Origin of the sequence: Nocardia sp. NPDC004604, assembly GCF_040609795.1 — a bacterium.
GTDB lineage: Bacteria > Actinomycetota > Actinomycetes > Mycobacteriales > Mycobacteriaceae > Nocardia.
Window position 1 is genome coordinate 15,100 of the sequence record NZ_JBEXLC010000076.1, and the last position, 26,198, is coordinate 41,297.

General features: G+C 66.5%; 26 protein-coding genes. 14 read left to right on the plus strand and 12 right to left on the minus strand.

Annotated elements, in window-relative coordinates:
• Positions 1-70: 70 nt before the first annotated feature.
• Positions 71-1,528 (plus strand): FAD-dependent monooxygenase, encoded by a 1,458-nt coding sequence (locus tag ABZW16_RS25720; protein ID WP_354958587.1) that lies wholly within the window; start codon positions 71-73, stop codon positions 1,526-1,528.
• Here the strand turns inward: ABZW16_RS25720 and ABZW16_RS25725 are convergent.
• Positions 1,525-2,514, minus strand: coding sequence for a heme o synthase (locus ABZW16_RS25725; protein WP_354958588.1), 990 nt, complete (start codon positions 2,512-2,514; stop codon positions 1,525-1,527). The genes ABZW16_RS25720 and ABZW16_RS25725 overlap by 4 nt on opposite strands.
• Before the next feature lie 386 nt (positions 2,515-2,900).
• Between ABZW16_RS25725 and tkt the strand changes: the two genes are divergently transcribed.
• From tkt to pgl, 5 genes are read left to right on the plus strand one after another with little or no spacing between them, the layout of a single operon-like run.
• Complete coding sequence (tkt, locus tag ABZW16_RS25730) at positions 2,901-5,042, plus strand: transketolase (protein WP_354958590.1); 2,142 nt, start codon at positions 2,901-2,903, stop codon at positions 5,040-5,042.
• A 6-nt stretch (positions 5,043-5,048) separates the two neighbouring features.
• The gene (gene tal / locus ABZW16_RS25735; protein WP_354958591.1) at positions 5,049-6,251 is read left to right on the plus strand and encodes a transaldolase; all 1,203 of its coding nucleotides are present in this window, start codon (positions 5,049-5,051) and stop codon (positions 6,249-6,251) included.
• A 4-nt stretch (positions 6,252-6,255) separates the two neighbouring features.
• Entirely contained in the window at positions 6,256-7,815 is a 1,560-nt protein-coding gene (gene zwf, locus ABZW16_RS25740) for a glucose-6-phosphate dehydrogenase (RefSeq protein ID WP_354958592.1), read from the plus strand.
• Positions 7,812-8,720: a glucose-6-phosphate dehydrogenase assembly protein OpcA gene (opcA, locus tag ABZW16_RS25745; RefSeq protein ID WP_354958593.1), complete on the plus strand. Its 909-nt coding sequence runs from the start codon at positions 7,812-7,814 to the stop codon at positions 8,718-8,720. Before zwf ends, opcA begins: the two co-directional genes overlap by 4 nt.
• Entirely contained in the window at positions 8,713-9,456 is a 744-nt protein-coding gene (gene pgl, locus ABZW16_RS25750) for a 6-phosphogluconolactonase (RefSeq protein ID WP_354958594.1), read from the plus strand. The genes opcA and pgl overlap by 8 nt, the downstream gene beginning before the upstream one ends.
• Before the next feature lie 7 nt (positions 9,457-9,463).
• Here the strand turns inward: pgl and ABZW16_RS25755 are convergent, their stop codons facing one another.
• On the minus strand, positions 9,464-10,234 hold the full coding sequence (locus ABZW16_RS25755; protein ID WP_354958596.1) for an amidohydrolase family protein: 771 nt from the start codon (positions 10,232-10,234) through the stop codon (positions 9,464-9,466).
• 66 nt (positions 10,235-10,300) lie between these two features.
• Between ABZW16_RS25755 and ABZW16_RS25760 the strand changes: the two genes are divergently transcribed.
• The 3 genes from ABZW16_RS25760 (at position 10,301) to ABZW16_RS25770 (ending at position 13,875) form a co-directional block, all read left to right on the plus strand.
• Positions 10,301-10,654, plus strand: coding sequence for a MerR family transcriptional regulator (locus ABZW16_RS25760; protein ID WP_354958597.1), 354 nt, complete (start codon positions 10,301-10,303; stop codon positions 10,652-10,654).
• Between the two features lie 189 nt (positions 10,655-10,843).
• Positions 10,844-13,219 carry a thiamine pyrophosphate-dependent enzyme gene (locus ABZW16_RS25765; protein WP_354958598.1) on the plus strand — a complete coding sequence of 792 codons (2,376 nt, stop codon included), beginning with the start codon at positions 10,844-10,846 and terminating at the stop codon, positions 13,217-13,219.
• Between the two features lie 176 nt (positions 13,220-13,395).
• Positions 13,396-13,875: a hypothetical protein gene (locus ABZW16_RS25770; protein ID WP_354958599.1), complete on the plus strand. Its 480-nt coding sequence runs from the start codon at positions 13,396-13,398 to the stop codon at positions 13,873-13,875.
• Between the two features lie 60 nt (positions 13,876-13,935).
• On the opposite strand, the gene ABZW16_RS25775 is transcribed toward ABZW16_RS25770, so the two are convergent.
• Entirely contained in the window at positions 13,936-14,925 is a 990-nt protein-coding gene (locus ABZW16_RS25775) for an alpha/beta hydrolase (protein WP_354958600.1), read from the minus strand.
• Between the two features lie 54 nt (positions 14,926-14,979).
• On the opposite strand from ABZW16_RS25775, the gene ABZW16_RS25780 reads away from it, so the two are divergent.
• Entirely contained in the window at positions 14,980-15,828 is an 849-nt protein-coding gene (locus ABZW16_RS25780) for an SDR family NAD(P)-dependent oxidoreductase (protein WP_354958601.1), read from the plus strand.
• Between the two features lie 6 nt (positions 15,829-15,834).
• On the opposite strand, the gene ABZW16_RS25785 is transcribed toward ABZW16_RS25780, so the two are convergent.
• Positions 15,835-16,668 (minus strand): LysR family transcriptional regulator, encoded by an 834-nt coding sequence (locus tag ABZW16_RS25785; RefSeq protein WP_354958603.1) that lies wholly within the window; start codon positions 16,666-16,668, stop codon positions 15,835-15,837.
• Between the two features lie 70 nt (positions 16,669-16,738).
• Here ABZW16_RS25785 and ABZW16_RS25790 point away from each other — a divergent pair, with 70 nt between their 5' ends.
• Positions 16,739-17,893, plus strand: coding sequence for a YbfB/YjiJ family MFS transporter (locus tag ABZW16_RS25790; protein WP_354958604.1), 1,155 nt, complete (start codon positions 16,739-16,741; stop codon positions 17,891-17,893).
• On the opposite strand, the gene secG is transcribed toward ABZW16_RS25790, so the two are convergent.
• The 3 genes from secG to ABZW16_RS25805 all read right to left on the minus strand — a co-directional run bounded on the left by secG (position 17,880) and on the right by ABZW16_RS25805 (position 20,464).
• Positions 17,880-18,113, minus strand: a complete 234-nt coding sequence (secG, locus tag ABZW16_RS25795) for a preprotein translocase subunit SecG (protein WP_062991810.1) — start codon at positions 18,111-18,113, stop codon at positions 17,880-17,882. The genes ABZW16_RS25790 and secG overlap by 14 nt on opposite strands.
• Before the next feature lie 58 nt (positions 18,114-18,171).
• On the minus strand, positions 18,172-19,782 hold the full coding sequence (locus ABZW16_RS25800; protein WP_354958605.1) for an MFS transporter: 1,611 nt from the start codon (positions 19,780-19,782) through the stop codon (positions 18,172-18,174).
• A 394-nt stretch (positions 19,783-20,176) separates the two neighbouring features.
• Positions 20,177-20,464, minus strand: coding sequence for a hypothetical protein (locus tag ABZW16_RS25805; RefSeq protein ID WP_354958606.1), 288 nt, complete (start codon positions 20,462-20,464; stop codon positions 20,177-20,179).
• A gap of 31 nt (positions 20,465-20,495) precedes the next feature.
• Here ABZW16_RS25805 and ABZW16_RS25810 point away from each other — a divergent pair, with 31 nt between their 5' ends.
• The gene (locus tag ABZW16_RS25810) at positions 20,496-20,693 is read left to right on the plus strand and encodes a hypothetical protein (RefSeq protein WP_354958607.1); all 198 of its coding nucleotides are present in this window, start codon (positions 20,496-20,498) and stop codon (positions 20,691-20,693) included.
• Between the two features lie 55 nt (positions 20,694-20,748).
• On the opposite strand, the gene ABZW16_RS25815 is transcribed toward ABZW16_RS25810, so the two are convergent.
• Positions 20,749-20,961 carry a TetR family transcriptional regulator gene (locus ABZW16_RS25815; protein WP_354958608.1) on the minus strand — a complete coding sequence of 71 codons (213 nt, stop codon included), beginning with the start codon at positions 20,959-20,961 and terminating at the stop codon, positions 20,749-20,751.
• A 213-nt stretch (positions 20,962-21,174) separates the two neighbouring features.
• Here ABZW16_RS25815 and ABZW16_RS25820 point away from each other — a divergent pair, with 213 nt between their 5' ends.
• Entirely contained in the window at positions 21,175-21,969 is a 795-nt protein-coding gene (locus ABZW16_RS25820; RefSeq protein ID WP_354958609.1) for an META domain-containing protein, read from the plus strand.
• Positions 21,970-21,971: 2 nt separating this feature from the next.
• Positions 21,972-22,499, plus strand: a complete 528-nt coding sequence (locus ABZW16_RS25825) for a hypothetical protein (protein ID WP_354958611.1) — start codon at positions 21,972-21,974, stop codon at positions 22,497-22,499.
• A gap of 36 nt (positions 22,500-22,535) precedes the next feature.
• Here the strand turns inward: ABZW16_RS25825 and ABZW16_RS25830 are convergent, their stop codons facing one another.
• The 4 genes from ABZW16_RS25830 to gap form a co-directional block, all read right to left on the minus strand.
• Positions 22,536-22,769 carry a hypothetical protein gene (locus tag ABZW16_RS25830; RefSeq protein ID WP_354958612.1) on the minus strand — a complete coding sequence of 78 codons (234 nt, stop codon included), beginning with the start codon at positions 22,767-22,769 and terminating at the stop codon, positions 22,536-22,538.
• 143 nt (positions 22,770-22,912) lie between these two features.
• Positions 22,913-23,698, minus strand: a complete 786-nt coding sequence (gene tpiA / locus ABZW16_RS25835) for a triose-phosphate isomerase (RefSeq protein ID WP_354958614.1) — start codon at positions 23,696-23,698, stop codon at positions 22,913-22,915.
• 3 nt (positions 23,699-23,701) lie between these two features.
• Positions 23,702-24,916 carry a phosphoglycerate kinase gene (locus tag ABZW16_RS25840; RefSeq protein ID WP_354958616.1) on the minus strand — a complete coding sequence of 405 codons (1,215 nt, stop codon included), beginning with the start codon at positions 24,914-24,916 and terminating at the stop codon, positions 23,702-23,704.
• 5 nt (positions 24,917-24,921) lie between these two features.
• Positions 24,922-25,941: a type I glyceraldehyde-3-phosphate dehydrogenase gene (gene gap / locus ABZW16_RS25845; RefSeq protein ID WP_354958617.1), complete on the minus strand. Its 1,020-nt coding sequence runs from the start codon at positions 25,939-25,941 to the stop codon at positions 24,922-24,924.
• Positions 25,942-26,198 lie beyond the last annotated feature (257 nt).

The following is a 26,198-nucleotide window of genomic DNA, read 5'->3' on the forward strand; positions in this document are numbered from 1 at the left end:
CGACACCTGTCGAAAGTTCAGGTGGGCCGCAATTGCGCAGCCCGCCAAGTCGATTCAGTTCGGAGATATCGTGCACGACCACATCCACAACCATCCTCAGGTGCTCATCACGGGTGCCGGACCCACCGGCCTGACCCTTGCCATCGACCTGGCCCGCCGCAATGTCCCGGTGCGCATCATCGACCAGGCCACCGCATTCTTCGCGGGCTCGCGCGGCGACGGCATCCAGCCGCGCACCATCGAGGTCTTCGACGATCTCGGCGTATTGGACGCGGTGCACGCCGCCGGGGCACCGGCACCGGTAATGCGCGCGTACTTCGGCGGTGAATTCGCGGGCGAACATCGCATGGCCGACCCGGTCGCGCCGACGCCCGCGGTCCCCTATCCCAACCTCTGGGTGCTCGGTCAGTCGCGGACCGAGGCGATTCTGCGCGACCGGCTCGCGCAATTCGGCGTGCGGGTCGAACTGGCAACGGCGCTGGTGTCTTTCGAGCAGGATGCCACCGGCGTCACCGCCGAATTGGCGCACGTCGGTGGCACCGAGACGGTGCATGTCACCTACTTGGTCGGCGCGGACGGCGGCCGCAGCACGGTCCGCAAAAAGCTCGGCATCCCGTTCGAGGGCAATACCGACGATTCGATCCGGATGCTGCTCGGCGATGTCAGCGCGGACGCGCTCGATCACGACTACGGCTACTGGTTCGCCGCGGAAGGCCGTCCGATGGAGGGAATCGTGTTGTCCCCGTTGCCCGGTGGCAGCCAGTTCCAGTTCGGCGCACCGCTGCTCGAGGACGTCGAACCCTCGCTCGAGGTGCTGCAGCAGCTCGTCGACCGGTACTCCGGAAATCCGGATATCGTCCTCACCGATCTCACCTGGGCCACCGTCTGGCGGCCGAATATCCGCCTGGCACAGCGATTCCGGGAGGGACGCGTATTCCTGGCCGGTGACGCCGCACACGTCCATCCGCCCACCGGCGGACAGGGTATGAACACCGGCATCCAAGATGCCTACAACCTCGGCTGGAAGCTCGCCGCCGCCCTGGCTGGGGACGAATCGCTACTGGACAGTTACGAATCCGAGCGGCGAACGGTGGCCGCCCGGGTGCTCGGTATCAGCACCGATTTGCTGGACAAGCTGGTCGACGGTCATGCGGACGCGATGGAGCGTGGCGAGCAGACCCGCCAATTGGATATCAGCTACCGGGATCCCGCGGATCGGGGTGCACTGGTCGCGGGTGATCGCGCCCCCGATGCCCCATTGAAAGATGAGGCGGGGCAACCGATCCGACTTTTCGACCTGTTCCGGGGACCGCATTCCACCGTGCTGTCCTTCGGTGCGAGCAACGAACATGCCGACCAACCCGGCATGGAGCGGTACGAGGTGATTCGCCCCGGCGACCACTCGAGCGGACGCTATGTCGTAGACGTCGACGGTCACGCCCACGCCGCCTACCACGCGGTCCCCGGCACCACCGTGCACATCCGACCGGACGGCTATATCGCCACCGCCGCCCACCAATCGGACTAGCCGAAGAAGCTGCCGACCGTATCCCAGCCGAGCACCGAGTCCACGGCGAGTCCGCAGAACACCACCGCGAGATAGTTGTTGGACTGCAGGAACAGTCGCAGCGGCTTCACCGATTCACCGCGCCGCACACCGGAGTACAGCTGGTGCGCCATGAGCAGGAACCAGGCTCCGGCCACCAGCGCCACGGCGGCGTAGACAACGCCGGTGGCGGGAGCCAGCGCGAGCGTGGTGAGCACGGTGAGCCAGGTATAGATGACGATCTGCTTGGTGACGGCCTGCTCGGTGGCGACAACCGGCAGCATCGGCACCCCGGCCGCGCGGTAGTCCTCCTTGTAGCGCATGGCCAGCGCCCAGGTGTGCGGCGGTGTCCAGAAGAAGATGACGCCGAACAGCGCGAGCGCGGGCCAGCCGATGGTGCCGGTCACCGCCGACCACCCCACGAGGGCGGGCATACATCCGGCCGCGCCGCCCCACACCACATTCTGCGAGGTGCGACGCTTGAGCCCGAGCGTGTAGACGAAGACGTAGAAGAGGATGGTCGCAATGACCAGCGCGCCGCTGAGCAGATTCGCCTGCCACCACAGCCAGGCGAACGAGCCGATGCCGAGCACCACACCGAAGACGAAGGCATGCGAGGTGGGCACGGCCGCACGGGCCAACGGCCGCTTCGCGGTCCGCTTCATCACCTTGTCGATATCGGCGTCGGCGACGCAGTTGAGCGTATTCGCGCTGGCGGCACCCATCCAGCCGCCGAACAGGGTCGCCAGGATCAGGCGGATATCGACATGGCCGCGGTCGGCCAGCAGCATCGTCGGAATGGTCGCGACGAGCAGCAGTTCGATGACGCGCGGTTTGGTCAGCGCGATATAGGCGAGCGGTCGCCGCAGTAGTCGGGACAGCAGGCCATCGCCGGTCAACCGGTCGGCCAGCGCCGTCGCGGAGGAGCCGTGTGCGCCATTGCCACCCGGCTGTTGCCCAATCCGCACTGTCTCTCCTCGCACGCTGTGCATCGCATCCGGCATGGAACAGCAGCGCGCTGTTCCCTGCTCGTGCTGGTGCGGCGCGGCTACTACTACACACGATGGTAGACCCAGCCGCACAGCGTTCTTTCCATAGCCCCTCGCTCATGCCCGGTGCGGCAGCGATTCCGCACCACCGCCGCAACCGGTCGGTACCCGGCCACGAATGGGTAACCCCGTGGTCTGCGACGGGAAACGAAATACGACACGTAACCGGAGTAAGCCGGGTTCCTCACATGCCGGTCACCGGGCACATCTAGGGTAGTTGGGGTAAACCCGGTTCGCATTCCACGCCGCCGCGCGTGCACCCTCCCGCCACCGTCGACGAAACCAATGTCAGGAGAACCTCGGTCGTGTCAGTCACAGACGACATCCGCGCCCTCACTCAGCCGAACTACCCGGACGACTGGACGGATCTGGACACCAAGGCCGTCGACACCGTTCGGGTTCTAGCCGCCGACGCGGTGCAGAACGCCGGGAACGGGCACCCCGGCACCGCGATGAGCCTCGCACCGCTGGCCTACACGCTCTACCAGCGCACCATGCATCTGGACCCGAGCGATCCGAGCTGGGTCGGCCGGGACCGTTTCGTCCTGTCCTGCGGTCACTCCAGCGTGACCCAGTACATCCAGCTCTACCTGGCCGGGTACGGTCTGGAGCTCAACGATCTCGAGCACCTGCGCAAATGGGGCTCGCTCACCCCGGGCCACCCGGAATTCCGCCACACCGACGGCGTCGAGATCACCACCGGCCCGCTGGGTCAGGGTCTGGCCTCCGCGGTCGGTATGGCGATGGCGGCGCGACGCGAGCGCGGACTCTTCGATCCGGACGCCGCGCCCGGTGCCAGCCCGTTCGACCACTTCATCTATGTGATCGCCTCCGACGGTGATATGGAGGAGGGCGTCACCTCAGAGGCGTCCTCGCTCGCGGGCACCCAGCAACTGGGCAACCTGGTCGTGATCTACGACGACAACAAGATCTCCATCGAAGACGACACCACCATCGCCTTCACCGAGAACGTCGCCAAGCGCTACGAGGCCTACGGCTGGCACGTGCAGGTGGTCGAGGGCGGCGAGGATGTCGTCGCCATCGAGGCGGCGCTGGCCGCGGCCAAGGCCGAGACCGGCAAGCCGTCGATGATCGTGCTGCGCACCATCATCGGCTACCCGGCCCCGAACAAGATGAACACCGGCGCCGCGCACGGCGCCGCACTCGGCGCCGACGAGGTGGCCGCCACCAAGAAGATCCTCGGCTTCGATCCAGAGCAGAACTTCCAGGTCGACGATGAGGTCATCGCGCACACCCGCAAGGTGGTCGAGCGCGGACGGCAGGCGCATGCGGCCTGGCAGCAGGTTTTCGACGCGTGGGCCACCGCCAACCCGGAGCGCAAGGCCCTGTTCGATCGGCTCGCCAAGCGTGAGCTGCCCGCGGGCTGGGCAGCGAATCTGCCAACGTACGCGGCGGATCCGAAGGGGATGGCCACCCGCAAGGCGTCCGGCAAGGTGCTCGCCGCACTCGCGCCGATTCTGCCCGAACTGTGGGGTGGTTCGGCCGACCTCGCCGAATCCAACAACACCACCATGCCCGACGCACCGAGCTTCGGCCCGGAGTCGATCTCCACCGGTATGTGGAAGGCCAACCCGTACGGCCGCACCCTGCACTTCGGTGTGCGTGAGCACGCCATGGGCGCGATCCTCAATGGCATCGCCCTGCACGGACCGACCCGTCCGTATGGCGGCACCTTCCTGGTGTTCTCCGACTACATGCGTCCGGCCGTGCGCCTGGCCGCGCTGATGCGGGTGCCCGCGATCTACGTCTGGACCCATGACTCCATCGGCCTCGGCGAGGACGGCCCGACCCATCAGCCGATCGAGCATCTGGCCGCGCTGCGTGCCATCCCCGGCCTCAATGTGGTCCGCCCCGGCGACGCCAACGAGACCACCTACGCCTGGCGCACCATCCTCGAGCGCGATAGCAGCGAGCACACCTCGCACTTCTCGGTCTCCGAGCCCGCGCACCAGGACGGACCGTCCGCACTCGCACTCACCCGCCAGGATCTGCCGATCTTCGAGGGCACCAGCTACGAAGGTGTCAAGAAGGGCGGCTACGTGCTGGCCGAAGCATCCACCGGCATCCCGCAGGTGATCCTGATCGCGACCGGATCCGAGCTCCAGCTCGCGGTGGCCGCCCGCACTACGCTGGAGGCGCAGGGCATCGGAACCCGGGTGGTCTCGATGCCGTGTGTGGAGTGGTTCGACGCGCAGGACAAGGCTTACCGGGACGAGGTGCTGCCGCCCGCGGTCGCCGCTCGGGTGGCCGTCGAGGCCGGTATCGCGATGCCGTGGTACCGGTTCACCGGCGATGCGGGCGAGATCGTGTCGATCGAGCATTTCGGCGCCTCGGCCGATTTCAAGACCCTGTTCCGCGAGTTCGGGATCACCGCGGAAGCCGTAGTCGCTGCCGCGCAGCGCACCCTGGAAAACGTGAAGGGATAAGAGCTCATGGCACAGAACGAAAATCTCGCCGCTCTCTCGGCCGCGGGGGTATCGGTGTGGCTCGATGATCTGTCGCGGGACCGGATCCAGTCCGGCAACCTCGCCGAGCTCATCGAGACCCGTAGCGTCGTCGGCGTCACCACCAATCCGACTATCTTCCAGGGCGCCCTGAGCAAGGGCCACGCCTACGACGGACAGGTGAAAGAGCTTGCCGCCCAAGGCGCGGACGTCGATTCCGCCATCCGCACCATCACTACCGACGATGTGCGTGCGGCCTGCGATGTGCTGGCCGGGGTCTACGAGGCCTCCAACGGCGTCGACGGCCGGGTCTCCATCGAGGTCGACCCCCGACTGGCCTTCGATGCCGACGGGACTGTCGCCCAGGCCATCGATCTGTGGAAGACGGTGGACCGGCCCAACCTGTTCATCAAGATTCCGGCCACCGAGGCGGGCCTGCCCGCGATCACCCGGGTGATCGCGGAGGGCATCAGCGTCAACGTGACCCTGATCTTCTCGGTCAAGCGCTACCGCGCGGTCATGGGCGCCTACATCGACGGTCTGCGCAATGCCAAGGGCGCCAGCCACGATCTGGCCAAGATCCATTCGGTCGCTTCGTTCTTCGTCTCGCGAGTGGACACCGAAATCGACAAGCGGCTCGAGGCCATCGGCACGCCGGAGGCGCTGGCACTGCGCGGGCAGGCGGGCGTGGCCAACGCGCGTCTGGCCTACGCCGAATATCAGGACGTCTTCGATGGTGGCGCGCACACCTCGACCTACCAGCATCTGGCCTCGTCGGGCGGGAATCGGCAACGGCCGCTGTGGGCTTCGACGGGTGTGAAGAATGCGGAGTACTCCGACACGCTGTATGTCACCGAGCTGGTGGCGGCGAATACCGTGAACACCCTGCCGGAGAAGACCCTCGAGGCCGTCGCCGACCATGGCGAGATCCGCGGCGACACAGTCAGCGGTACCGCCGCGGCGGCGCAGGCGGTCTTCGACCAGCTCAGCGCGGTCGGTATCGACCTGGACGAGGTATTCGAGGTACTCGAGCGCGAGGGCGTGGAGAAGTTCGAGAAGTCGTGGGAGGAGCTGCTCACCGCCACGGCAAGCGAACTCGCTGCGGTCGATTCGGCAGGATCGGGTCCCTCCGTGGCCACGCAAGCTACCGCCTCCGGGCCTGCCGATCCTGCCGGGTCCGGGGAAAACTGACCCAATGGCTGGCACACAGACGAATACCTGGAAGAACCCGCTCCGCGACGAGCGGGATAAGCGGGTGCCCCGCATTGCGGGGCCGTGTAGCATGGTGATCTTCGGTGTCACCGGCGATCTGTCCCGGAAGAAGCTGATGCCAGCCATCTACGATCTGGCGAACCGGGGGCTGCTGCCCCCGGGCTTCGCACTGGTCGGCTTCGCCCGCCGGGACTATGCGGATGAGGATTTCGCGGAGGTCGTGCTGGAGGCGGTGCGGGCCCATGCCCGCACGCCCTTCCGTCAGGAGGTCTGGGACCACCTGGCCGAGGGCATCCGGTTCGTGCAGGGCTCCTTCGATGACGATGCCGCCTTCGCCAAACTCGCCGACACCCTGGCGAAGCTGGACAAGGACCGCGGCACCGGCGGCAATCACGCCTTCTACCTGTCGATTCCGCCGAATATGTTCCCGCTGGTGCTCGATCAGCTCTCCCAACACAAACTCGCGCAACCGACAACGACCGACGCCGAGGGCCGCAAGCCGTGGCGCCGAGTGGTGATCGAGAAGCCGTTCGGACACGATCTGGACAGCGCGGTCGAACTCAATGCGCTGGTCAACCGGGTTTTCCCGGAGGAGACGGTATTCCGCATCGATCACTATCTCGGCAAGGAGACGGTGCAGAACATCCTGGCGCTGCGCTTCGCCAACCAGCTCTACGATCCGATCTGGAACGCCAACTACGTCGACCATGTCCAGATCACCATGGCCGAGGACATCGGATTGGGCGGGCGCGCAGGCTATTACGACGGCATCGGCGCCGCCCGCGACGTCATCCAGAACCATCTGCTGCAGCTGCTCGCGCTGACCGCGATGGAGGAGCCGATCAGCTTCGAGCCCAAACAGCTGCAGACCGAGAAGATCAAGGTGCTCTCGGCGACCAAACTCGTTGAACCCCTTGATGAAACCACCGCACGCGGCCAGTACGCGGAGGGCTGGCAGGGTGGCGAGCATGTGGTCGGGCTGCTCGACGAGGAGGGCTTCGACCCGCAGTCGCGCACGGAGACCTATGCGGCGATCACCCTCGAGGTCGACACCCGGCGCTGGGCGGGCGTTCCGTTCTACCTGCGCACCGGAAAACGCTTGGGCCGCAGGGTGACCGAGATCGCGGTGGTGTTCAAGCGGGCGCCGCATCTGCCGTTCGACAATACGATGACCGAGGATCTCGGGCAGAACGCCCTGGTGATCCGGGTACAGCCCGATGAGGGCATTACCACGCGGTTCGGTTCGAAGGTGCCCGGGTCGGGCATGGAAGTGCGCGACGTCAATATGGATTTCAGCTACGGCGAGTCGTTCACCGAATCCTCTCCCGAGGCCTATGAACGCCTGATCCTCGACGTGTTGCTCGGGGTGCCGTCGCTGTTCCCCGTGAACGCGGAGGTCGAATTGTCCTGGCGCATCTTGGATCCGGTGCTCGAGCACTGGGCCACCGACGGCAAACCCGAACAGTACGAGGCGGGGACCTGGGGTCCGGCCTCGGCCGACGAAATGCTCGCCCGCACCGGGCGCGAATGGCGGCGGCCATGATCGTGGATATGCCGCAGACCACGACCGGCGAGGTCACCAAGCGGCTGGTGCGGCTGCGCGAGAGCAATGGCGTGATCACCATGGGCCGGGTGCTGACCCTGGTCGTATGCACCTTGGACAGTTCCGAGGCCGAGGACGCCATCGATGCGGCCAATGACGCCAGTCGCGAACATCCCTGTCGGGTGGTCGTGCTGGCCCGCGGCGATCGCGAGGCCGAGACCAGGCTGGACGCCCAGATCCGCGTCGGCGGCGATGCGGGCGCGGCCGAGGTGATAGTGCTGCGGCTACAGGGCGATCTGATCAACCACGAGAGCAGCGTCGTCATCCCGTTCCTGCTGCCGGACACCCCGGTGGTCGCCTGGTGGCCACGCGGCGCCCCGGAATTCCCGTCCAAGGATTCGGTGGGGCGCTTGGCGACTCGACGCATTACCGATGCCACCTTCGCCGCCGATCCGCAGGCGACGATCAAGAAGCGGCTCAGTAGCCATGCCTCCGGGGATACCGATCTGGCGTGGAGTCGCATCACCTATTGGCGGGCGCTGCTCGCGGCCGCCATGGACGAACCGCCGTTCGAGCCGGTGGATTCGGTGATCGTCTCCGGACTGCGCGACGAACCGGCGCTGGATATGCTCGCCGGATGGCTGGCCGCCCGGCTCGAATGCCCGGTGCGCCGGCGTTCCGGTGCGTTGCGGGTGGAGGTGCATCGCCCGACGGTGTCGATCGCGATCGAGCGGCCGCAGACCGGCCGGACCGCGACGCTCACCCGCACGGGCGATCCGGATCAGCGAATCGCCTTGGCGCGCCGGGAAACTCGCGACTGCCTCGCCGAAGAGCTGCGACGGCTCGACGCCGACGACATCTACGCCGAGGCACTCGCCGGAATCGAGAGGGTGACCTATGAGTGAGGACTCGGCAATACCCGCGGTCCTGGTGCACGACGACACCGATGCGCTGGTCGCCGCCGCGGCGGCGCGATTCGTCGAGGTCGTGGTGGCCGCGCAGTCCGCACGTGGCTCCGCGTCGGTCGTCTTGACCGGCGGCGGGACCGGGATCGGGCTGTTGGAGCTGGTTCGCAAGTCGCCAGGGGATATCGACTGGTCGCGGCTCGATGTGTTCTGGGGTGACGAGCGATTCGTGCCCGCGGGCGATCCGGAGCGCAATGATCTGCAGGCACAGCAGGCACTACTGGATCAGGTGCCGGTCGATCGGTCCCGGGTGCATCCTGTTGCCACATCCGACGGTGAGTATCCCGATCCGGTGGAGGCCGCCGCGGAGTACTCGACGGCGGTGCACGCGCATCTCGCCGAGCACGGAGCATTCGATCTGCATCTGCTCGGTATGGGTGGTGAGGGGCATGTGAATTCGCTGTTCCCGCACACCGATGCGGTTCGGGAACAGCACGAACTCGTTGTCGCGGTACCGAATTCACCGAAGCCGCCACCGGTGCGGGTCACGCTGACGCTGCCCGCGGTGCGGCATGCGCGGCATGTCGTATTGGTTGTCGGCGGTGCGGCCAAGGCCGACGCCGTGGCCGCTGCCCTCGCGGGTGCCGACCCGGTCGAAATCCCCGCGGCGGGCGCTATCGGGTCGGAATCCACGACGTGGCTGCTGGATCGGGACGCCGCCGCCGCGTTGCCGTAGCGCCCGGCTAGTTCAGCAACTGCTGCATCGTTGCGCCGAGGACGAGTTCGCGCACCTGTGGGGAGCGGGTGGCTCGTTCGACGGTAGTGCGCGCGATGACCGGGTCACCGTAGGGAGCGTCCGAGCCGAAGAGGGTGCGCTCGGGAATTTCGGCGATGGCCAGGCGGACCGCGAAAACAATACTGGCAGTGGACAGTTCGAGGTACATGTTCGGGGTGTCGCGGACCAGTTCGATCGCGTCCATCCAGTGCGCTCCGCCGAGTTGGGATACCACGAGAGGTACGCGTGGGTAGCGTCGTGCCAGCTCGGTCAGGGTGCGCAGGTCGGCGGCGGTGGTGGGCGCAGCGCCGTGGACGACGACAGGGAGCCCATGGTGATCGTTGGCGGCACGGAGTACCGGCTCGATCACGGCGGCCTGGTCGGGCGGCGGGGTCAACTCACCGATACCGCGCAGGCCGCGGCCGACCACATCGCGGTCGACAATAACCTCGATATCGGGTGCGTCGAGCGGTACCGAGGCGAAGCCGATGAAGCGGTCCGGGTACGCGATGAGTGCCGCATCGAGTTCGCGACGAGCCGTTTCACGGCCGAGGCTGCCGCCGCCAGCCAACGCTTGATGCAGGCGGTCCATCTCCTGGCGCAGTTCGGTGAGATCTCGAGCGCGTTCGGGATGCGGTCTGGTCATGAAGAGCACGGTTTTGTCCACACCCGCCTCATCGAGTTGCGCGATGTGGTCGATGAGCGGGTCGTGTACGTGGCTGTGTGCGTCGATGATCAACGGTTCTCCTCAGGAATCGAGCTGCGGCGCCAGTGTTGATCCCTGACACCATGAGAAGGTCAAGTCATGTTGATCGGTGAGCTCGCCAGCCGCACGCGTACCAGCGAACGGCTGCTGCGGTATTACGAGCGCGTCGGACTGCTCTCGGCCGAGCGCCGCCATAACGGATATCGCGAGTACGACGAGGGTGCCGAGGAGCGTGTGGCGCGGATTCGCGCGCTGCTCGCCGCGGGGCTCTCGACCCGGGTGATCGGGCAGGTGCTGCCGTGCACCGGTGGCGGCGGTGCGTTGCGCGCCTGTCCCGGGGTGCTGCCCGCGCTACAGGAACGACTGGCGGAGTTGGATCGGCGCGCGTCCGAGTTGGATGTAGCCCGCGATGTGCTGCGACGCACGATCTTGGAAACGGAACAGTCGCGCTGAGGGCCGCGGATCGGCCGCCGCGCACTCGCCCCGGTTGACCAGCCGTACCGGCTATCGCCGATAAATCCGGGATTCAAGGTAGCATGCTCGCGGAAAAGTTCCTTGCTGCTACCGCAGTGATCAAAATATTTTCAGAAATCCGGTCCAAATGCGGTACCTGAGGTGGTGTTCGTCGGAGATGATCGCACGGTGAGCGAACAGCGAGTCGACCTTGATGAGCGGTTTCGTGCCGAGGTATCGGCGCTGACACCGCAGCCGAGCCGTCCCGTCGAGCAGCCGCTCGAGCCGGGTAGCGGGCTGACCGGAGCCCAGTGCCTGGGGCTGTTCGAATCACAGGCGACGAGTAGGCATCTCGACCTGGCAGCGCGCCGGTTGGGCAGTGCGAAACGCGGCTACTACAGCATCGGGTCCTCAGGCCACGAGGGCAATGCGGCGGTGGCGGCGGCACTGCGCCCCACAGATCCGGCATTGCTGCACTATCGCTCCGGGGCGTTCTTCGTGCACCGGGCCAGGCAGGTGCCCGGCCTCGACCCGATCCGAGATGTGCTGCTCGGTGTGGTCGCCGCGGCGGCCGATCCGATATCCGGTGGCAGACATAAGGTTTTCGGCAGCAAACCGGCGTCGGTGATACCGCAGACATCCACCATCGCCTCGCATCTGCCGCGCGCCGTCGGACTCGCCTTTGCGATCGAACGCGCGGCGCGGCTCGGCGTCGCCTGCGAATGGCCGTCGGATTCGGTGGTGCTCTGCAGCTTCGGTGACGCCTCGGCCAATCACTCCACGGCCACCGGTGCCATCAATGCCGCGATTCATACTGCGCACCAAGGGGTTCCGCTGCCGCTGTTGTTCGTCTGCGAGGACAATGGCATCGGCATCAGCGTCCCGACGCCACCGGATTGGATCGAACAGGCCTATGGCATCCGCGTCGGCCTGCAGTACTTCGATGCCGACGGCAGCGACCTCCTCGACGCCGCGCTGACCGCTGTCGAGGCGGCCGACTGGGTTCGCGAATACCGTAAGCCCGCCTTCCTCCACCTGCGAACCGTTCGCCTGTTGGGCCATGCCGGATCCGATGTCGAATCGGCCTACCGCAGCCCCGCCGATATCACCGCCGACCTGCTGCGCGACCCGGTCACCGCGACCGCGCGCCTACTCGTCACCGCCGGCATCGCTACCCCAGCCGAAGTCCTCGAACGCTACGACGATATCGGCGCGCGGGTCACCGCCACGGCCGAATCGGTCTGGCGCGAACCGAAACTGACATCCGCGGCGGAGGTCATGGCACCGTTGGCGCCGCTACACCCTGACCTGGTGCGCGCCGACGTCTTCGGTCAAGGTTCGCTCCGGTCCGCTGTTCCCAACGGTGCGCGGCCCAGTCAGCGCGACGAAAAGCCGCTCGGCAATGGGCAACCGGTCACCGCCACGCCGGTCACCGACCACGCCGCCAGCGAAACGACGCTGAACCGCACGACCACTCACGACACCACAGCCGCGTACGACACCGAGAGTGACAACGCCCAGGACACGATGGAACCTACAACGGTCAATCGCGCCCCGGTGACCTTTGCTCAGGCGGTCAATCAGACGCTCGCGGATCTGCTGGCGCGGGACTCCGATGTGCTGGTGTTCGGCGAGGATGTCGGGCGTAAGGGCGGCGTGTACGGCGTCACCAAAGGGCTGCGGAAGCAGTTCGGGGCGCGGCGGGTATTCGATACGCTGCTCGATGAACAGAGTGTGCTCGGAACGGCTTTGGGGGCCGCACTCGCCGGATTCGTGCCGATTCCGGAGATTCAATATCTCGCCTACGTGCACAATGCCGCCGACCAGCTGCGCGGGGAAGCCGCGACCCTGTCGTACTTTTCGCAGGGGCGATACCGGAATCCGATGGTCGTCCGGATCGCGGGATACGCCTACCAGAAGGGGTTCGGCGGTCACTTCCACAATGACAATTCCATTGCGGCACTGCGCGATATCCCGGGTCTGATCATCGCCTCCCCCGCCCGCGCCGATGACGCCGCCGCCATGCTTCGCGCCTGTGTCTCCGCAGCCCGGGTCGACGGCCGGGTCTGCATCTACCTCGAGCCCATCGCCCTGTATCACACCCGCGATCTGTACCACCCCGACGACAACGCCTGGCTCGCACCAACTTCCGAGACCGATCACATCGCCATCGGCAGCGCCCGGGTCTACGGCGACGGCCGCGACCTCACCATCGTCACCTTCGCCAACGGCGTCCCCATGAGTCTGCGCGTGGCGCGACGCCTCTCGGCTCGAGGCGTCGACGCCCGAGTTCTCGACCTCCGCTGGCTCAACCCCCTCCCCCTCGATGACCTCCTCCATCACGCCCGCGCCACCGGCCGCGTGCTCATCGCCGATGAAACCCGGCACACCGGCGGCATCTCCGAATCCATCTGCGCCGCCCTGGTAGACGCAGGCTTCAGTGGTCCCATCACCCGCGTAACCAGCCAAGACAGTTTCATCCCCCTTGGCCCCGCCGCCGCCACCGTCCTGTTGGACGAACCCCGAATCGAATCGGCCGCCACCGAACTGCTGACCGCCCGCTGAACCGTCCTTGCCCGTCTTTGCGGGGACGGCCAGGGCCAACTATTTCCGTCGACCCGACAAATCGGACACCGAGGGATCCGACACGCGCAAGCCCCACTTCCGGTGAATCGGATTCGGCGGCGCCAATGGGGAAATACAGTAGAACGCACGGTGACCAGCAGCGGAAGGGCACGGCTATGACCATGATGTCCATGCTCGGCGAGGTACGACCCGAACATGATCGGGCGATCGACCCAGAGCTCGTGCTCCTGCACTTTCTCCGATCCTTCCGAATGCCCGTGCTCGACGTATGGTCCGCCTGCGCTGAACGCCGTCAACTCGACCGCTGGTTCGGCGCGGTATCCGGCGGCAACGGCAATTTGACCATCGAACCGACCGACGGTCCGGTCCCCGGTCCCATCGCGATCCGCGTCGACGACTGCCGCGCACCGCACGATCTGGTCATCCACATCGACGGCGGCATTCTCGAACTGCATATGACCCAGGTCGGCGTCATTACCAACGTCGAACTGATCCGCCGCCACGTCAGCCCGACCGACGCGTGTTCCGTCGGCCCCCGCTGGCAATACCTCCTGGACCGCCTCACCGCCTACCTCGAGCGTCGCCCCCTGCCGTCCTGGGCCGACTACCCCGAACTCACCAACGAATACCGCTGACCCAGCGGCTGCGCTCGAGTTTCGGACGGGCGGGGTTACGCCCGTCGGTACTGGCAACGGCTACGCGACGACGTCCGCGGAGTTCGGAACCAGATCGCGCAGGTGGTCGAGGATCAGCGTATTTACCTCGTCGGTGCGTTCCAGTTGAACGAGATGTCCCGCGTCCGCGATCTTGGTGACGGCGCGCAGATCGGCGACATTGGCGCGCAGGGTGGCGAGCGGGTCTCGGCCGCTGAAGCCCTCCATATCCGGATCCCGGTCGCCGTAGAGGAAATAGGTGGGGACGGCGACCCGGACGTCGGCGAATTCGGCGGTCAGATCCCAGTTCCGATCGAGGGCGCGGTACCAGTTGAGGCCGCCGGTAAAGCCCGTGTGTTCGAAATCCCGTGCCAGAGTGTCGAATTCGTCGATCGAGAGCCAGCGCCACGGCAGCAGCGGCGCTTCGGGGAGGACGTCGAGGTAGCCGGTCCCTTCGGCGGGAAAGCGCCAGGTGTCGAGGTAGTGATAGTCGGCGCTGAGGGAAAAGTAGACGCGCGCCAGGAATTCCCGGGTGCGGCCACCGAGTTCGGCATCAGCGACACCGGGCCGCTGGAAATAGTCGAGGTGCAGGAAGTGACGTTCGGCGGCCTTGGCCCACAGCTGCGATGGTGCGCGGGGCGGGCGCGGGGCGTACGGATTATTGAGCACGATGACGCCGCTGACCCGTTCCGGTGCGCGCAGTGCCAGCTCCCACACCAGGGCCGCCCCGAAGTCGAGGCCGACGAAAACCGCTTGTTCGGCTCCGATGTCATCGAGCAGGCCGAGCAGATCGCCGATCACGGCCCGGTTGGTGTAGTCCTCGATATCGACGGGCACCGCCGTGCGCCCATACCCGCGCAAATCGGGTGCGATGGCCCGGTAACCCGCAGCGGCGACGGCCTCGAGCTGGCGATGCCACATGAACCAGGTATGCGGGAAGCCGTGACAGAAGATCACCGGATGCCCCTCGCCCTGTTCGGCGACGTGCATGCAGATGCCGCCACCCGTCACGAACCGATGAATCAAGTCCACAACGACCTCCAAAACCTAGAACGTGTTCCTGTTTCACGGTAGTGTCCCAGGATCGTGGACGGAATACCTCAGGTTCTGCGCGACAAGGTCGCGGTGGTGACCGGCGCGAGCCGCGGCATCGGCAAGGGCATCGCGCTGGAATTGGGCGCAGCGGGCGCGACAGTGTACGTCACCGGGCGCTCGGCCACCCCCGGACGCCTGCCGGGGACCGTGCACGCGACCGCCGCGGAGATCGACGCGCTCGGCGGCACGGGCATTCCGGTCGTCTGCGATCACCGCGACGACGATGCGGTCGAGCGCCTGTTCGAGCGCATCCGCACCGAGCACGGCCGACTGGACGTGCTGGTGAACAATGTCTACAACTCCGCCGCCGCCGCACGCTGGCTCGGCAAACCGTTCTGGGAGGTGCCGCCGGAGGCCTGGGACGAAACCTTCGATGTCGGCGTCCGATCACATTACGCGGCAAGCTTTTTCGCGGCTCCTCTGCTGATCGAATCGGCAGGACTTATCGCCAACATCTCGTCCCCGGGCGCGGAGCGCTATATGCACAACGCGGTGTACGGCGTCGCCAAAGCCGCATTGGACCGCCTCACCTCGGATATGGCCGACGATCTCGCCGACACCAACGTCACGGTGGTATCGCTGTGGCCCGGCATCGTCGACACCGAACTGCTGCAACTGGTTCCGCGCAATGCGGACGGCCGTCGCGTCGTCACCCTCCCCGGCGAGGGCACCTACGACCTCGACGCCGCCGAATCCCCGCGCTTTCCCGGCCGCGCCGTGGTCGCACTGGCCGCCGACCCGGATCGCCGTGATCGCTCCGGATCGGCTTGGCGCATAGCTGATCTCGCCGACGACTACGGTTTCACCGACCTCGACGGGCGGATCCCGCGCAGCGACTGACACCGCTCACGCGACGCTGAGGAAGCGCTGCACCGAGCGCAATGGCGTCGGCTTCACCCGCCAGGTCAGATAGATATGCGAGCGCGGGGCATCCACAATGTCGACATAGACCACGCCCGGATGCGGTGCACGGGTGCGCGCCAGCACGGGCACGATCCCGATACCGCGTTCGGCCGCGACGAGTTCGATCCACTCGTCGAAATTCGTGCAGGTGCTGACGGTCCGGTTCGGATCGGGCGGATCCCAGGATTCGGCGTTGGTGGTGCCGGAGACGGTATTGGCCACCAACGGATAGTGCGCAAGTTCGGCCCAGCGCACCTCGCCGGCATGTGCCAGCGGTGAGTGCACCGAAACCGCCAATACCCGCTGCTCGGAACCGATTTCGCGGGATTCGAGGTGATGTGGCAGCCAGATATCGTTGCGGTGGATGGCGATATCGATCGACCGGTCGTCCAGTGCCGCCATCGGATCCTCCACCCGCCGCAGCGAAATACGGCCCCCGAGGGCCTCGTATCGGGTGCGGGTCGCAGCGAACCAGGCATCGGGCAGCAGCCAGGAGAACCCGACCTCGATCGTGGCGCGCCTGCGCAGATCCGCCTGGACGGAGTCGATATCGCCGATGATCCGCCTGCTGTGCTCGAGCAGCTCCTGTCCCTCTTCCGTCAGCTCGAAGCGCCGGGAGGTCCGTTCGATCAACCGGCATTCGACGAGGCGCTCCAATTGCTGGATGGTTCGGGTCAGCGCAGGCTGGCTGAGGTGCATCCGGGCGGCGGCGCGGGTGTAGTTCGTTTCCTCACAGAGCGCGAGGTACGCCCGCAGGTGCCGCAGCTCGATATCCATGCGTCGAGCGTATACATCGTGCACAGAAAGCATTTCACAGCCTTGCCGCCGAACCATACCGTCGGAGGTTGTGACCGGATCAGCTCTGCTCGACACCCCGCGCCGCACCCTCGGACCAGCGCTCGCCGCCGGTGCGGGTCTCGCCGCCGCCGTCGGTGTCGGCCGCTTCGCCTACACGCCGCTGCTGGCCGCGATGGTGGATGCGCACCGCATCAATGCCCACGACGGCGCGCTCATTGCCGCCGCCAACTACGCAGGCTATCTCGCGGGCGCGGTACTGCTCGCGCGGCGACCGAAACTCAACAGCCGCAGCTCTTTTCGCGTCGCGGCCGGAGCACTGGTGGTCAGTGAGGCGCTGGTCGTGCTGCCAGGTCCCACCCTGATTCCCGCGCTGCTGCGGCTGATCGCGGGCGTGGCCAGCGCGGTGATATTCGTCGGCTGTGCGGGTGCGATCGCGCGGCTCGGCGGGCACGGGGCGGGTATCGCCTTCGGTGGGGTCGGTTTCGGAATCGCTCTCACCGGATTGCTGGTGCTGGCGACGCGGCCGGTGCTGTCATGGCAGGGGCTGTGGCTCGGCGCCGCCGGACTGACCGCCGTACTGCTGCTCCCCGCATTCCGACTCGATATCCACGGCATTCGCACCGCCGAGGTGGTCGGCACCGATCGCCCGAGCACGGCCTGGCGGGCGCTGCTCATCGCCTATTCCCTCGAGGGCGTCGGCTATATCGTGATCGGCACATTCCTGGTGGCCGCAGTCGGCGCACACAATGCGGCCCTGGGCTCGGCAATATGGGTGATCGTCGGGGTGGCCGCCGCACCGGCAGTGCTCTGGGGTTTGGTCGCGCGCCGCTGGTCCCCGGCGACCGCATTGGTCCTCGCACTACTCGCGCAGTGCGCGGCGGCGGCACTGCTCGCCGGATCGACGACCACCTGGCCCGCGATTATCGCGGCGGCACTGTTCGGTGGCACGTTCATGGGTATCACCATGGTGGCGATCCGGCTCGGCACCGAACTGACCGGCCACCGGGCCGCGGCCACGCTCACCGCGGGCTACGGCGCGGGGCAGATGCTGGGTCCCCTGGTGGTCGCGCCGGTAATCGGCGACGGTTATGCGCTGGCGTTCGGGATCGCGACCGCCGTGCTGGTCGCGGCGACGGTTGCGGCCGTCATCGTGTGCTCGCGGTTGGCGCGAAACGATATCGCGCGGCAACTCAAGCGAACTTGATCTCCAGGCCGATGCCGAGGATGGCGATGAGCCAGATCAGGCCGGTGAAGATGGTGATGCGGTCGAGGTTCTTCTCGACGACGGTCGAACCCGACAGGCTGGACTGCACGCCGCCACCAAACAAGCTGGACAGACCTCCACCCTTGGCGCGGTGCAGCAGCACCAACAGCACCAGCAGCACGCTGGTGATGATCAGGAGGATATCCAGGAACATCCGCATGCCGGACAGTCTATGGGTGTGCATCCGTACCTGCATAATCACCCCGGGTGGAGACGACCTACGGGGTGTCCACCGCGACGAGGTGCGTGGTGGTGTCCTGGCCGATCATGAATTCCGCGACGGCGCGTTCCCGCAGTTGATCTTGGGCGGTGAGCCGCACCTGATGCTGGTGCATATGCTCGGACCAGGAGCGCACCACGAAGGCCTCCACATAGCGGTCGACCACGCCGACATCGCGATACAACCGCCATTCCATCGCACCGGTGCGCTGCATGGACCGTCCGACGAACACCATGGCGGCCAGGTATTCCTCGACCTTTTGCGGCGGAACGTCGTAGGTGCGCAGCACCAGTACCGGACCGTCCTCGGGATCCGGTTCGACGACGAGCTGCGGTTCGGGCCAGAAGGCGCTCGGGCTCAGGTCCAGTTCCTCCGCGTTGTGCCGAATCGGCAGCCAGACCGAGCTCACCGCGGATCCGGCCAACAGCACCGCGGCGGCGAGCAGCGCGGCCACCGGTCCCACCGCGCCCGCGACCAGACCCCACATCAGCGAGCCGAGCGCTTGGCCGCCCATGAACACCAACATGTAGACCGACAGCCCCCGCGCCCGCACCCACGCGGGCAGCAGCAGCTGCATGGTCGAATTCATCGTCGACATCGCGAGCAGCCACGCGAATCCGGCTCCGACGAGTAGCACCAGCACCACCGGCACGCTGCGCAGCACCGCGGCACCCACCGAGGCCGTGCCGAACAGGATCGCGGCCGCGGTCAACCGTTGGGTGGGTGTCAGCAGTGCACGGACCCGCGCCAAACCGAGCGCACCCGTCACCGCGCCGAGTCCGAGCGCACCGAGTAGTAGACCGTAGCCCGATGAGGACAGTCCGAGTTCATCGCGGGCGATCACCGGAAGCAGCGCCCACACCGCGCTCGCCGGAGCGATGAACAGAATCGAACGCAGCAGCACCCGGCGGATCGCGGGCGCGGCCCGAATGAACCGGGTGCCCGCCTGCAATGCCGCCAGCGGCCGCTCACTGGGCAGCTTCCGTTCCTTCGTCGGCCTGCGCCAGCTGAGCAGTACCGTGACGATGCCGACGAACGACACCGCATTCAGCGCGAATACCAGGGTCGGCCCCGACAGCGATACCAGCACACCCGCGATCGCGGGTCCAACCGCACGTCCGATATTGATATTCATACTGCCCAGCGCCGCCGCGGACGGAATCTGCTCGCGCGCAACGAGTTCCGGTTGAATCGCCTGCCACGCCGGACCGGTGAGCGCCTGCCCACAGCCGAGCAGGAACAGCAAGGTCAACAGCACACCGGGAGTGGTATGCCCGGTCGCCGTGGACACCGCGAGCACCGCGGCCAGCACCGCCATCGCCGACTGCGCCCCGAGCAACAACCTGCGCCGATCCAGCAGATCCGCGAGTACCCCCGAGGGAATCGACAGCAGCATCACCGGCAAAGTCGTCGCCGTCTGCACAAAGGCCACCAACGTCGCGGCATTCGGCGCATCGACCAGAATCCACTGCGCCCCAACCGTCTGCATCCAGGTCCCGAGATTCGACACCAACTGCGCCGTCCACAGCGCCCGATAGATCCGCGACCGCAACGGCGCCCAGGTAGATAGCGGAGCGGTGGCATCAGCGGTGGTCACGCGGCCGAGCATAATAGCGGCGACTCATCGCACCTCACCATCGCTGAACGCATCCGTCCCGCCCACACACTGCTGAGCAGGCCCGCGACCGATTCGATCATCAAGATCGAAAAGCACGTCGGGCAGGGCGAATTGAGCATGACTGCCAGCCGTAGCCGGAGACGGACGGCCGCTGACAATGTGCCGCATGCCACACGGTGTGATTCGCATCATCGACGCGTTGGCACTAGCTTCGGGGCCTGCGGGACCACGGTGGCGTCGGTATCGCTAAGCCTTGGCGCGCAGGGATTCAGCGTAGACGCGGAGCATGTCTTCGATCAGGGTCGGCAGGGTGGGCGAGGTCGGGGCGGTGTCGATTTTGATGCGGCCCTGCCAGTGCGGCGGGGCCGCATCACCGGCACCGTGATCAGCGGCCGGGAGTGAGGTTTGTCTGGCCGCCGGGGGTGAGGTTGTTCTGGCCGCCCGGGGTGAGGTTGGTCTGGCCGCCGGGGGTCAGATTGGTCTGCGGGCCGCACACCAGGTTGGGCCAGGAGCAGGTCGGCAGGGTGGGGTCCTGACCGGCCTGGGCCACGCCGGCCGTCACCAAGCTCACGCCCAGCAGGGCGGGTGCCGCGGCGATCGCCAGGGCGCGAGCGAACCGGTGGGTGCGGCGGGTCGAGCGCTGGTTGGTGGTCATGTGAGTGTCCTCCTTCATGTTCGTGTAGCGGGGCGGTCCCGCTGTCGTGGTGACGCGGTCCAGCCTCATCGAGGCCGGACCGCGCCGAAAGGACACCCAGGGTGCACGGCAAAGCACCCTGAAGTGGTTCGACCCCACCAAGGTGGCTTCGGTTCCGGTCACCCAACGGTTGGAAACCGCCGACAACCCGACAGTTGATTCGATGCGGGCGTGCAATCGGCGGCCGATCTCGCGCAGGGCCTGGTGAGGGTGGAGGATTGGGCATCGTGCAGGAAGCGTAGTGCGATATCGAGTGAATCTTCCTAGGCGCCAATATGTTCCATGAGTATGCGGTAGCCCGCTAGTTGGCGGGAGAAGACCTCCTCGGCGGTCCGGACGATCAGATCCGGTCTGCTGTCGAACTGCCGGATCACGCCGACGGAAAGCCCTGCGCGACCGGAGATTTCCTGCACGGTGGCCCGTTGAAAGCCCTTGTCGCCAATGACCGCAATGGTCGCTTCGATAAGTTTCGCCACGGTGGCGGCGCGGCGCTCTTGCTGTTTGCTGCGCGGTGTTGCGGGTGATGGCCGACCATCCAGCCGGTCCGGCCGAGCCCGACATCGTCCGGGTCGGCCCGCGGATCTGTCGGCCCGCGCTCGCCAGCGCCGCACGGGGTTAACCGGTTCGAACAGCCCCGGTGGGTCTCGGGTTAACCGGTTTCCACAGGCAGCCGCCGTACCATCGGCTACATGTCGGCTACAACGGTGCGCGTCGGAATCTTCCTGGCCATCGCGGCGGGTCTGCTGGCCGGTTGCTCGAACGACAACAGGGGTGAACACAAACCAGCGGCCACTCCGATGGGCCACACCTTCGTCTCGATCGGAGTCGAAGGTCAGCAGATACCGGGCGGCGGACCGATGACGCTCACCTTCGCCGATGGCAAGATCACGGCCAATTCGGGCTGCAATACCGCCACCGGCACCGTCGACCTGGCCGAGGGCATTCTGCACGTCGGCGCCCTCGCCAGCACCCTCATGGCCTGTCCGGATGAGAACGGCCAAGCCGATAGCTGGCAGGACAACGTACTGACCTCGCTACCGAAATGGCGACTCGACGAGTCGACACTGACGCTGACCGGGAAGGACACCACCGTCACCTTGCTGGACAAGAAGATCGCGCAGCCCGATCAGCCGCTCATCGGCACCACCTGGATCGTCAGCGCCCTGATGACGCCCGACGCCCAGATCCGGTCACAGACCCTGGACGAGGTGAAACCGACACTCACCATCGCACCCGACGGCGCGGTGTCCGGCAGCGCCGGATGCAACCGCATCACCGGACACGCCACGCCGTCGCCCGCCGCCAATGGGCCGGATGTCACCTTCCAGATCGGCACCACCAAGACAATGTGCGCCCCGGAGATCATGGAGGTCGAGCAGGCCGTACTGAAGGCCCTCGACGGCAAGACAACGGCCACGATCGATGCGGACATCCTGATCCTGCGCAATACCAACGGCTTCGGCCTGACACTGCGCGCGGCATAACCGTGGCCGAGCACCGAAACAATTCCCGCACACCGGGTTTCCGCCGTCCGGTCGGCCGCACCTGGCAGGTCGAACTCGGCCCGTGGCCGGACCTCCCGTCGGCCCATATCGAGAAGCTGCCCGCGCCACCGTCATCGGTAACGCTCATCCGCTACGCCGAACTCTATAGCGCCGCCGGACTCATCCGCCGTGACGAAACCGGCCGCTGGGATGCGGACGCTATCCTGGCGGTACTCGCCGAACGAGACGAATTCCTGCACACCACATTCTCTTTGGGCTATATCGACCCCGATGGCGCGCTCTTGGCCGAATGCTCGGTCGGCATCTCCGATACCACGGCCAGGCTGTACGTCGTGCACGCCACCGAGCAACCCGCCGACCTGGCCCACCTGCTCCGCGGCACCCTGTACCGACTACATGTGTACTACCCCGACGTGCGGACCGCCGAAGTAACGATGGACCCGCGCGACGAACCGTTCGAACTGGCACTCACCGCCACCGGTTTCACGGTGCGCAACCACACCGCCTGATCCCGAATGCCGGTGCCCGGCAAGCAATGACGTCGTCTACTTCCGCATCAGGATCACCCGATCCGCTCGGTCTCCCGTGGCGGCGCGAAGTAGATCGCCATGGTCGCCCGATCGGCCGACTACAGCTCGATCACAGACCGCATCGGAATCGTCGTTCCCGACGAACTGCGGACCCAGCACACCCGGATCGGTGAACTCCCCCACCATCACGATAACGGCAGCACCGCCGCTGGCCTTGGCGCGCTTATAGGTCATCATCATCGGCGTCACGCCGTCCACCTTGGTAGCGGTCGTCGGTATCCGGCGCTGGCACGGCTCGCCCCGAGCAGGAAGTCCCGACCGACGACCGAATGCAAATCAGCCCGGCACCACGCGATCGGGCGTGATGCCGGGCTGATTCGAGTATTCGCCCGTCAGGGCAGCGGACCACCCGCGGCAATAGCGGACAGCGTCGCGAATTCCTCGCCCTTGAGCGACGCACCGCCGACCAGCGCACCATCGATGTCGGTCTGCGCGACCAACTCGCCGACGTTCTTGGCATTCACCGAACCGCCGTAGAGCACCCGCACACCCGCCGCGACCTCCGGCGAGGCCAATTGGGCGAGCTCCGCGCGAATCGCGCCGCAGACCTCCTGCGCATCGGCCGGGGTGGCGACCTTACCGGTGCCGATGGCCCAGACCGGCTCGTAAGCGATGACGATCTTCGAAATCTCTTCGGCCGTAAGACCTTTGAGCGAACCGCGCAACTGCTCGAGGTTGTATTCCACGTGCGTCTTCGCCTCGCGGACATTGAGCCCCTCGCCGATGCACACGATCGGGGTGATCCCGTACTTCAGCGCCTGCTTGGCCTTGGCCAGCACGGTGGCGTCGTCCTCGGAGTGGTACTGGCGCCGCTCCGAATGGCCGACGACCGCGAAGGTGCAACCCAGTTTGGCCAGCATGGCACCGCTGATCTCACCGGTGTAGGCGCCCTCGTCATGGGTCGACACATCCTGCGCACCGTAGGTGACCAGCAGCTTGTCACCCTCGACGAGGGTCTGCACGCTGCGGATATCGGTGAACGGCGGGATGACCGCGACATCGACCTTCGCGAAGTACTTCTCCGGCAGCGCGAATGCGATCTTCTGCACCAGGGCGATGGCCTCGAGGTGATTGAGGTTCATCTTCCAGTTGCCCGCGATGAGCGGTTTGCGTGCCATGGTTCAGTCCTCCAATACCGCGATACCGGGCAGTTCCTTGCCCTCGAGGTATTCCAGGGAGGCACCGCCACCGGTCGAGATGTGCGAGAAGCCGTCCTCGGGCAGCCCGAGCGCGCGCACGGCCGCGGCCGAATCGCCGCCGCCGACAACGGTGAACGCACCCTTACCGGTCGCGGTCACGATCGCCTCGGCGACGCCACGGGTGCCCGCGGCGAAGTTCTCGAACTCGAATACACCCATCGGGCCGTTCCAGAACACCGTCTTGGCCTCGGTGAGCAGTGCTGCGAACCGGGCCACCGACTCGGGACCGATGTCCAGCCCCAGCCAGCCGTCCGGAATCTCGTTGACGGGCACCACCTTCGAGTCCGCATCGGCCGCAAACTTATTGGCGACGACGATATCGCGCGGCAGGTGGATGACGTCCGCGTAGCGCTCCAGCAGCCCCTTGCAGGTGTCGATCATCTCCTCCTGGAGCAGCGAGCTGCCCACCGAGAGGCCCTGTGCGGCAAGGAAGGTGAAGCACATGCCGCCGCCGATCACCAGGGTGTCGACCTTGGGGGCCAGTGCCTCGATGACGGCCAGCTTGTCGGAGACCTTGGAACCACCGAGTACGACCGCGTACGGGCGCTGCGGGTTCTCGGTCAGCTTCGCCAGCACGTCGACCTCGGCCGCGACCAGCGTGCCCCCATAATGCGGCAGCAGCTTGGCCACGTCGTACACCGAGGCCTGCTTGCGGTGCACAACACCGAAGCCGTCGGAGACGAACGCACCGTCATCACCGACCAGCTCGACCAGCGCCGCGGCCAGCTTTGCCCGCTCCGCATCGTCGGTGCTGGTCTCGCGCGCGTCGAAACGCACATTCTCGAGCAGCAGCACGTCGCCGTCGGTGAGGCCCTCCGAGCGCGAGAGCGCGTCGTAGCCGACGACGTCACCGGCCAGCTGGACATTGCGGTCCAGCAGCTCGGCCAGCTTCGCCGCGACCGGGGCGAGGGAGAACTTCGGATCCGGCTCACCCTTCGGGCGGCCCAGATGCGCCGTGACGACCACCTTGGCACCGGCCTCGACCAGCGCCCGCAGCGTGGGCACCGAGGCGATGATGCGACCCGGGTCGGTGATCTGGCCGTTGTCGTCGAGGGGAACGTTCAGGTCGGAGCGCACCAGCACGCCCCGACCCTCGACACCCTCGTTCAGCAGATCCTGGAGTGTCTTGACTGCCATGCGCGTCAGAGCGACTTGCCGACGAGGCCGATGAGGTCGGCGAGGCGGTTGGAGTAGCCCCACTCGTTGTCGTACCAGCCGACGACCTTCACCTGGTCATCGATGGTCTTGATCAGCGGCGCGTCGTAGATGCACGAGTGCGGGTCGGTGACGATGTCGCTGGAGACGATCGGATCCACGTTGTACTTCAGGATGCCCTTCAACCCACCTTCGGCGGCGGCCTTGTAGGCAGCGTTGATGTCGTCGATCGAGGCCGACTTGCTCAGGGTCACGGTGAGGTCGGTGACCGAGCCCGTCGGGACCGGCACGCGCAGCGCGTAGCCATCGAGCTTGCCGTTGAGCTCCGGGAGCACCAGGCCGATGGCCTTCGCGGCGCCGGTGCCGGTGGGCACGATGTTCAGCGCGGCGGCGCGGGCGCGGCGCAGGTCGCTGTGCGGACCGTCCTGCAGGTTCTGGTCCTGGGTGTATGCGTGGATGGTGGTCATCAGACCACGCTCGATGCCGAAGCTGTCGTTGAGCACCTTCGCCAGCGGGCCGAGGCAGTTGGTGGTGCAGGACGCGTTGGAGATGATGTTCTGGCTGCCGTCGTACTTGTCGTCGTTGACACCCATGACGACGGTCAGGTCCTCACCCTTGGCGGGCGCGGAGATGATGACCTTCTTGGCGCCCGCGGCGATGTGGCCCTTCGCCTTGGTCGCGTCAGTGAAGATGCCGGTGGATTCGACGACCACGTCGACGCCGAGGTCACCCCACGGCAGGGCGGACGGGCCTTCCTTGATGGCCAGCGCCTTGATCCGCTGGTCGCCGACCACGATGGTGTCGTCGCCGTCCAGGGATACCTCCTGCGGCAAGCGGCCCAGGATCGAGTCGTACTTGAGCAGAGTGGCCAGCGTCGCGTTGTCGGTGAGGTCGTTGACCGCGACGATCTCGATGTCGGTGGTGCCGAGCGCCTTCTGCGCCTCCACCGCCCGGAAGAAGTTACGTCCGATACGACCGAAGCCGTTGATGCCTACCCGGACAGTCACGTTATCGCTCCTCAGCTTTCAAGCGGATTCATTCCGATGCCACAACCACAGTAGTGCCCGAGCTGTGTCTGATTTGCAGCACCTCCGGCGCTGCGTGTTCGCGGCCCCCCGAATATCAGCATCGCGGAGCGATTCGATGAGGGGTGGTGGTCGGGCGACGGGTGGGCCTCGCGTCCGAGCCGTCGAGACTCGCGCCTTCGGCGTGACCGGCCGCACCCCGGCCGACGACAACGCCACCGTGCCCGATCAGACCTTGC

What these genes read in the sequence shown, in the direction of transcription:
- tal (WP_354958591.1), top strand. Translation starts at nt 5,049, where the DNA reads ATGGCACAGAACGAAAATCTCGCCGCTCTCTCGGCCGCGGGGGTATCG.
- zwf (WP_354958592.1), top strand. Translation starts at nt 6,256, where the DNA reads ATGGCTGGCACACAGACGAATACCTGGAAGAACCCGCTCCGCGACGAG.
- opcA (WP_354958593.1), top strand. Translation starts at nt 7,812, where the DNA reads ATGATCGTGGATATGCCGCAGACCACGACCGGCGAGGTCACCAAGCGG.
- pgl (WP_354958594.1), top strand. Translation starts at nt 8,713, where the DNA reads ATGAGTGAGGACTCGGCAATACCCGCGGTCCTGGTGCACGACGACACC.
- ABZW16_RS25760 (WP_354958597.1), top strand. Translation starts at nt 10,301, where the DNA reads ATGTTGATCGGTGAGCTCGCCAGCCGCACGCGTACCAGCGAACGGCTG.
- ABZW16_RS25770 (WP_354958599.1), top strand. Translation starts at nt 13,396, where the DNA reads ATGACCATGATGTCCATGCTCGGCGAGGTACGACCCGAACATGATCGG.
- ABZW16_RS25785 (WP_354958603.1), bottom strand. Translation starts at nt 16,668, where the DNA reads ATGGATATCGAGCTGCGGCACCTGCGGGCGTACCTCGCGCTCTGTGAG.
- secG (WP_062991810.1), bottom strand. Translation starts at nt 18,113, where the DNA reads ATGCGGATGTTCCTGGATATCCTCCTGATCATCACCAGCGTGCTGCTG.
- ABZW16_RS25800 (WP_354958605.1), bottom strand. Translation starts at nt 19,782, where the DNA reads ATGCTCGGCCGCGTGACCACCGCTGATGCCACCGCTCCGCTATCTACC.
- ABZW16_RS25805 (WP_354958606.1), bottom strand. Translation starts at nt 20,464, where the DNA reads ATGAAGGAGGACACTCACATGACCACCAACCAGCGCTCGACCCGCCGC.
- ABZW16_RS25820 (WP_354958609.1), top strand. Translation starts at nt 21,175, where the DNA reads ATGTCGGCTACAACGGTGCGCGTCGGAATCTTCCTGGCCATCGCGGCG.
- tpiA (WP_354958614.1), bottom strand. Translation starts at nt 23,698, where the DNA reads ATGGCACGCAAACCGCTCATCGCGGGCAACTGGAAGATGAACCTCAAT.
- ABZW16_RS25840 (WP_354958616.1), bottom strand. Translation starts at nt 24,916, where the DNA reads ATGGCAGTCAAGACACTCCAGGATCTGCTGAACGAGGGTGTCGAGGGT.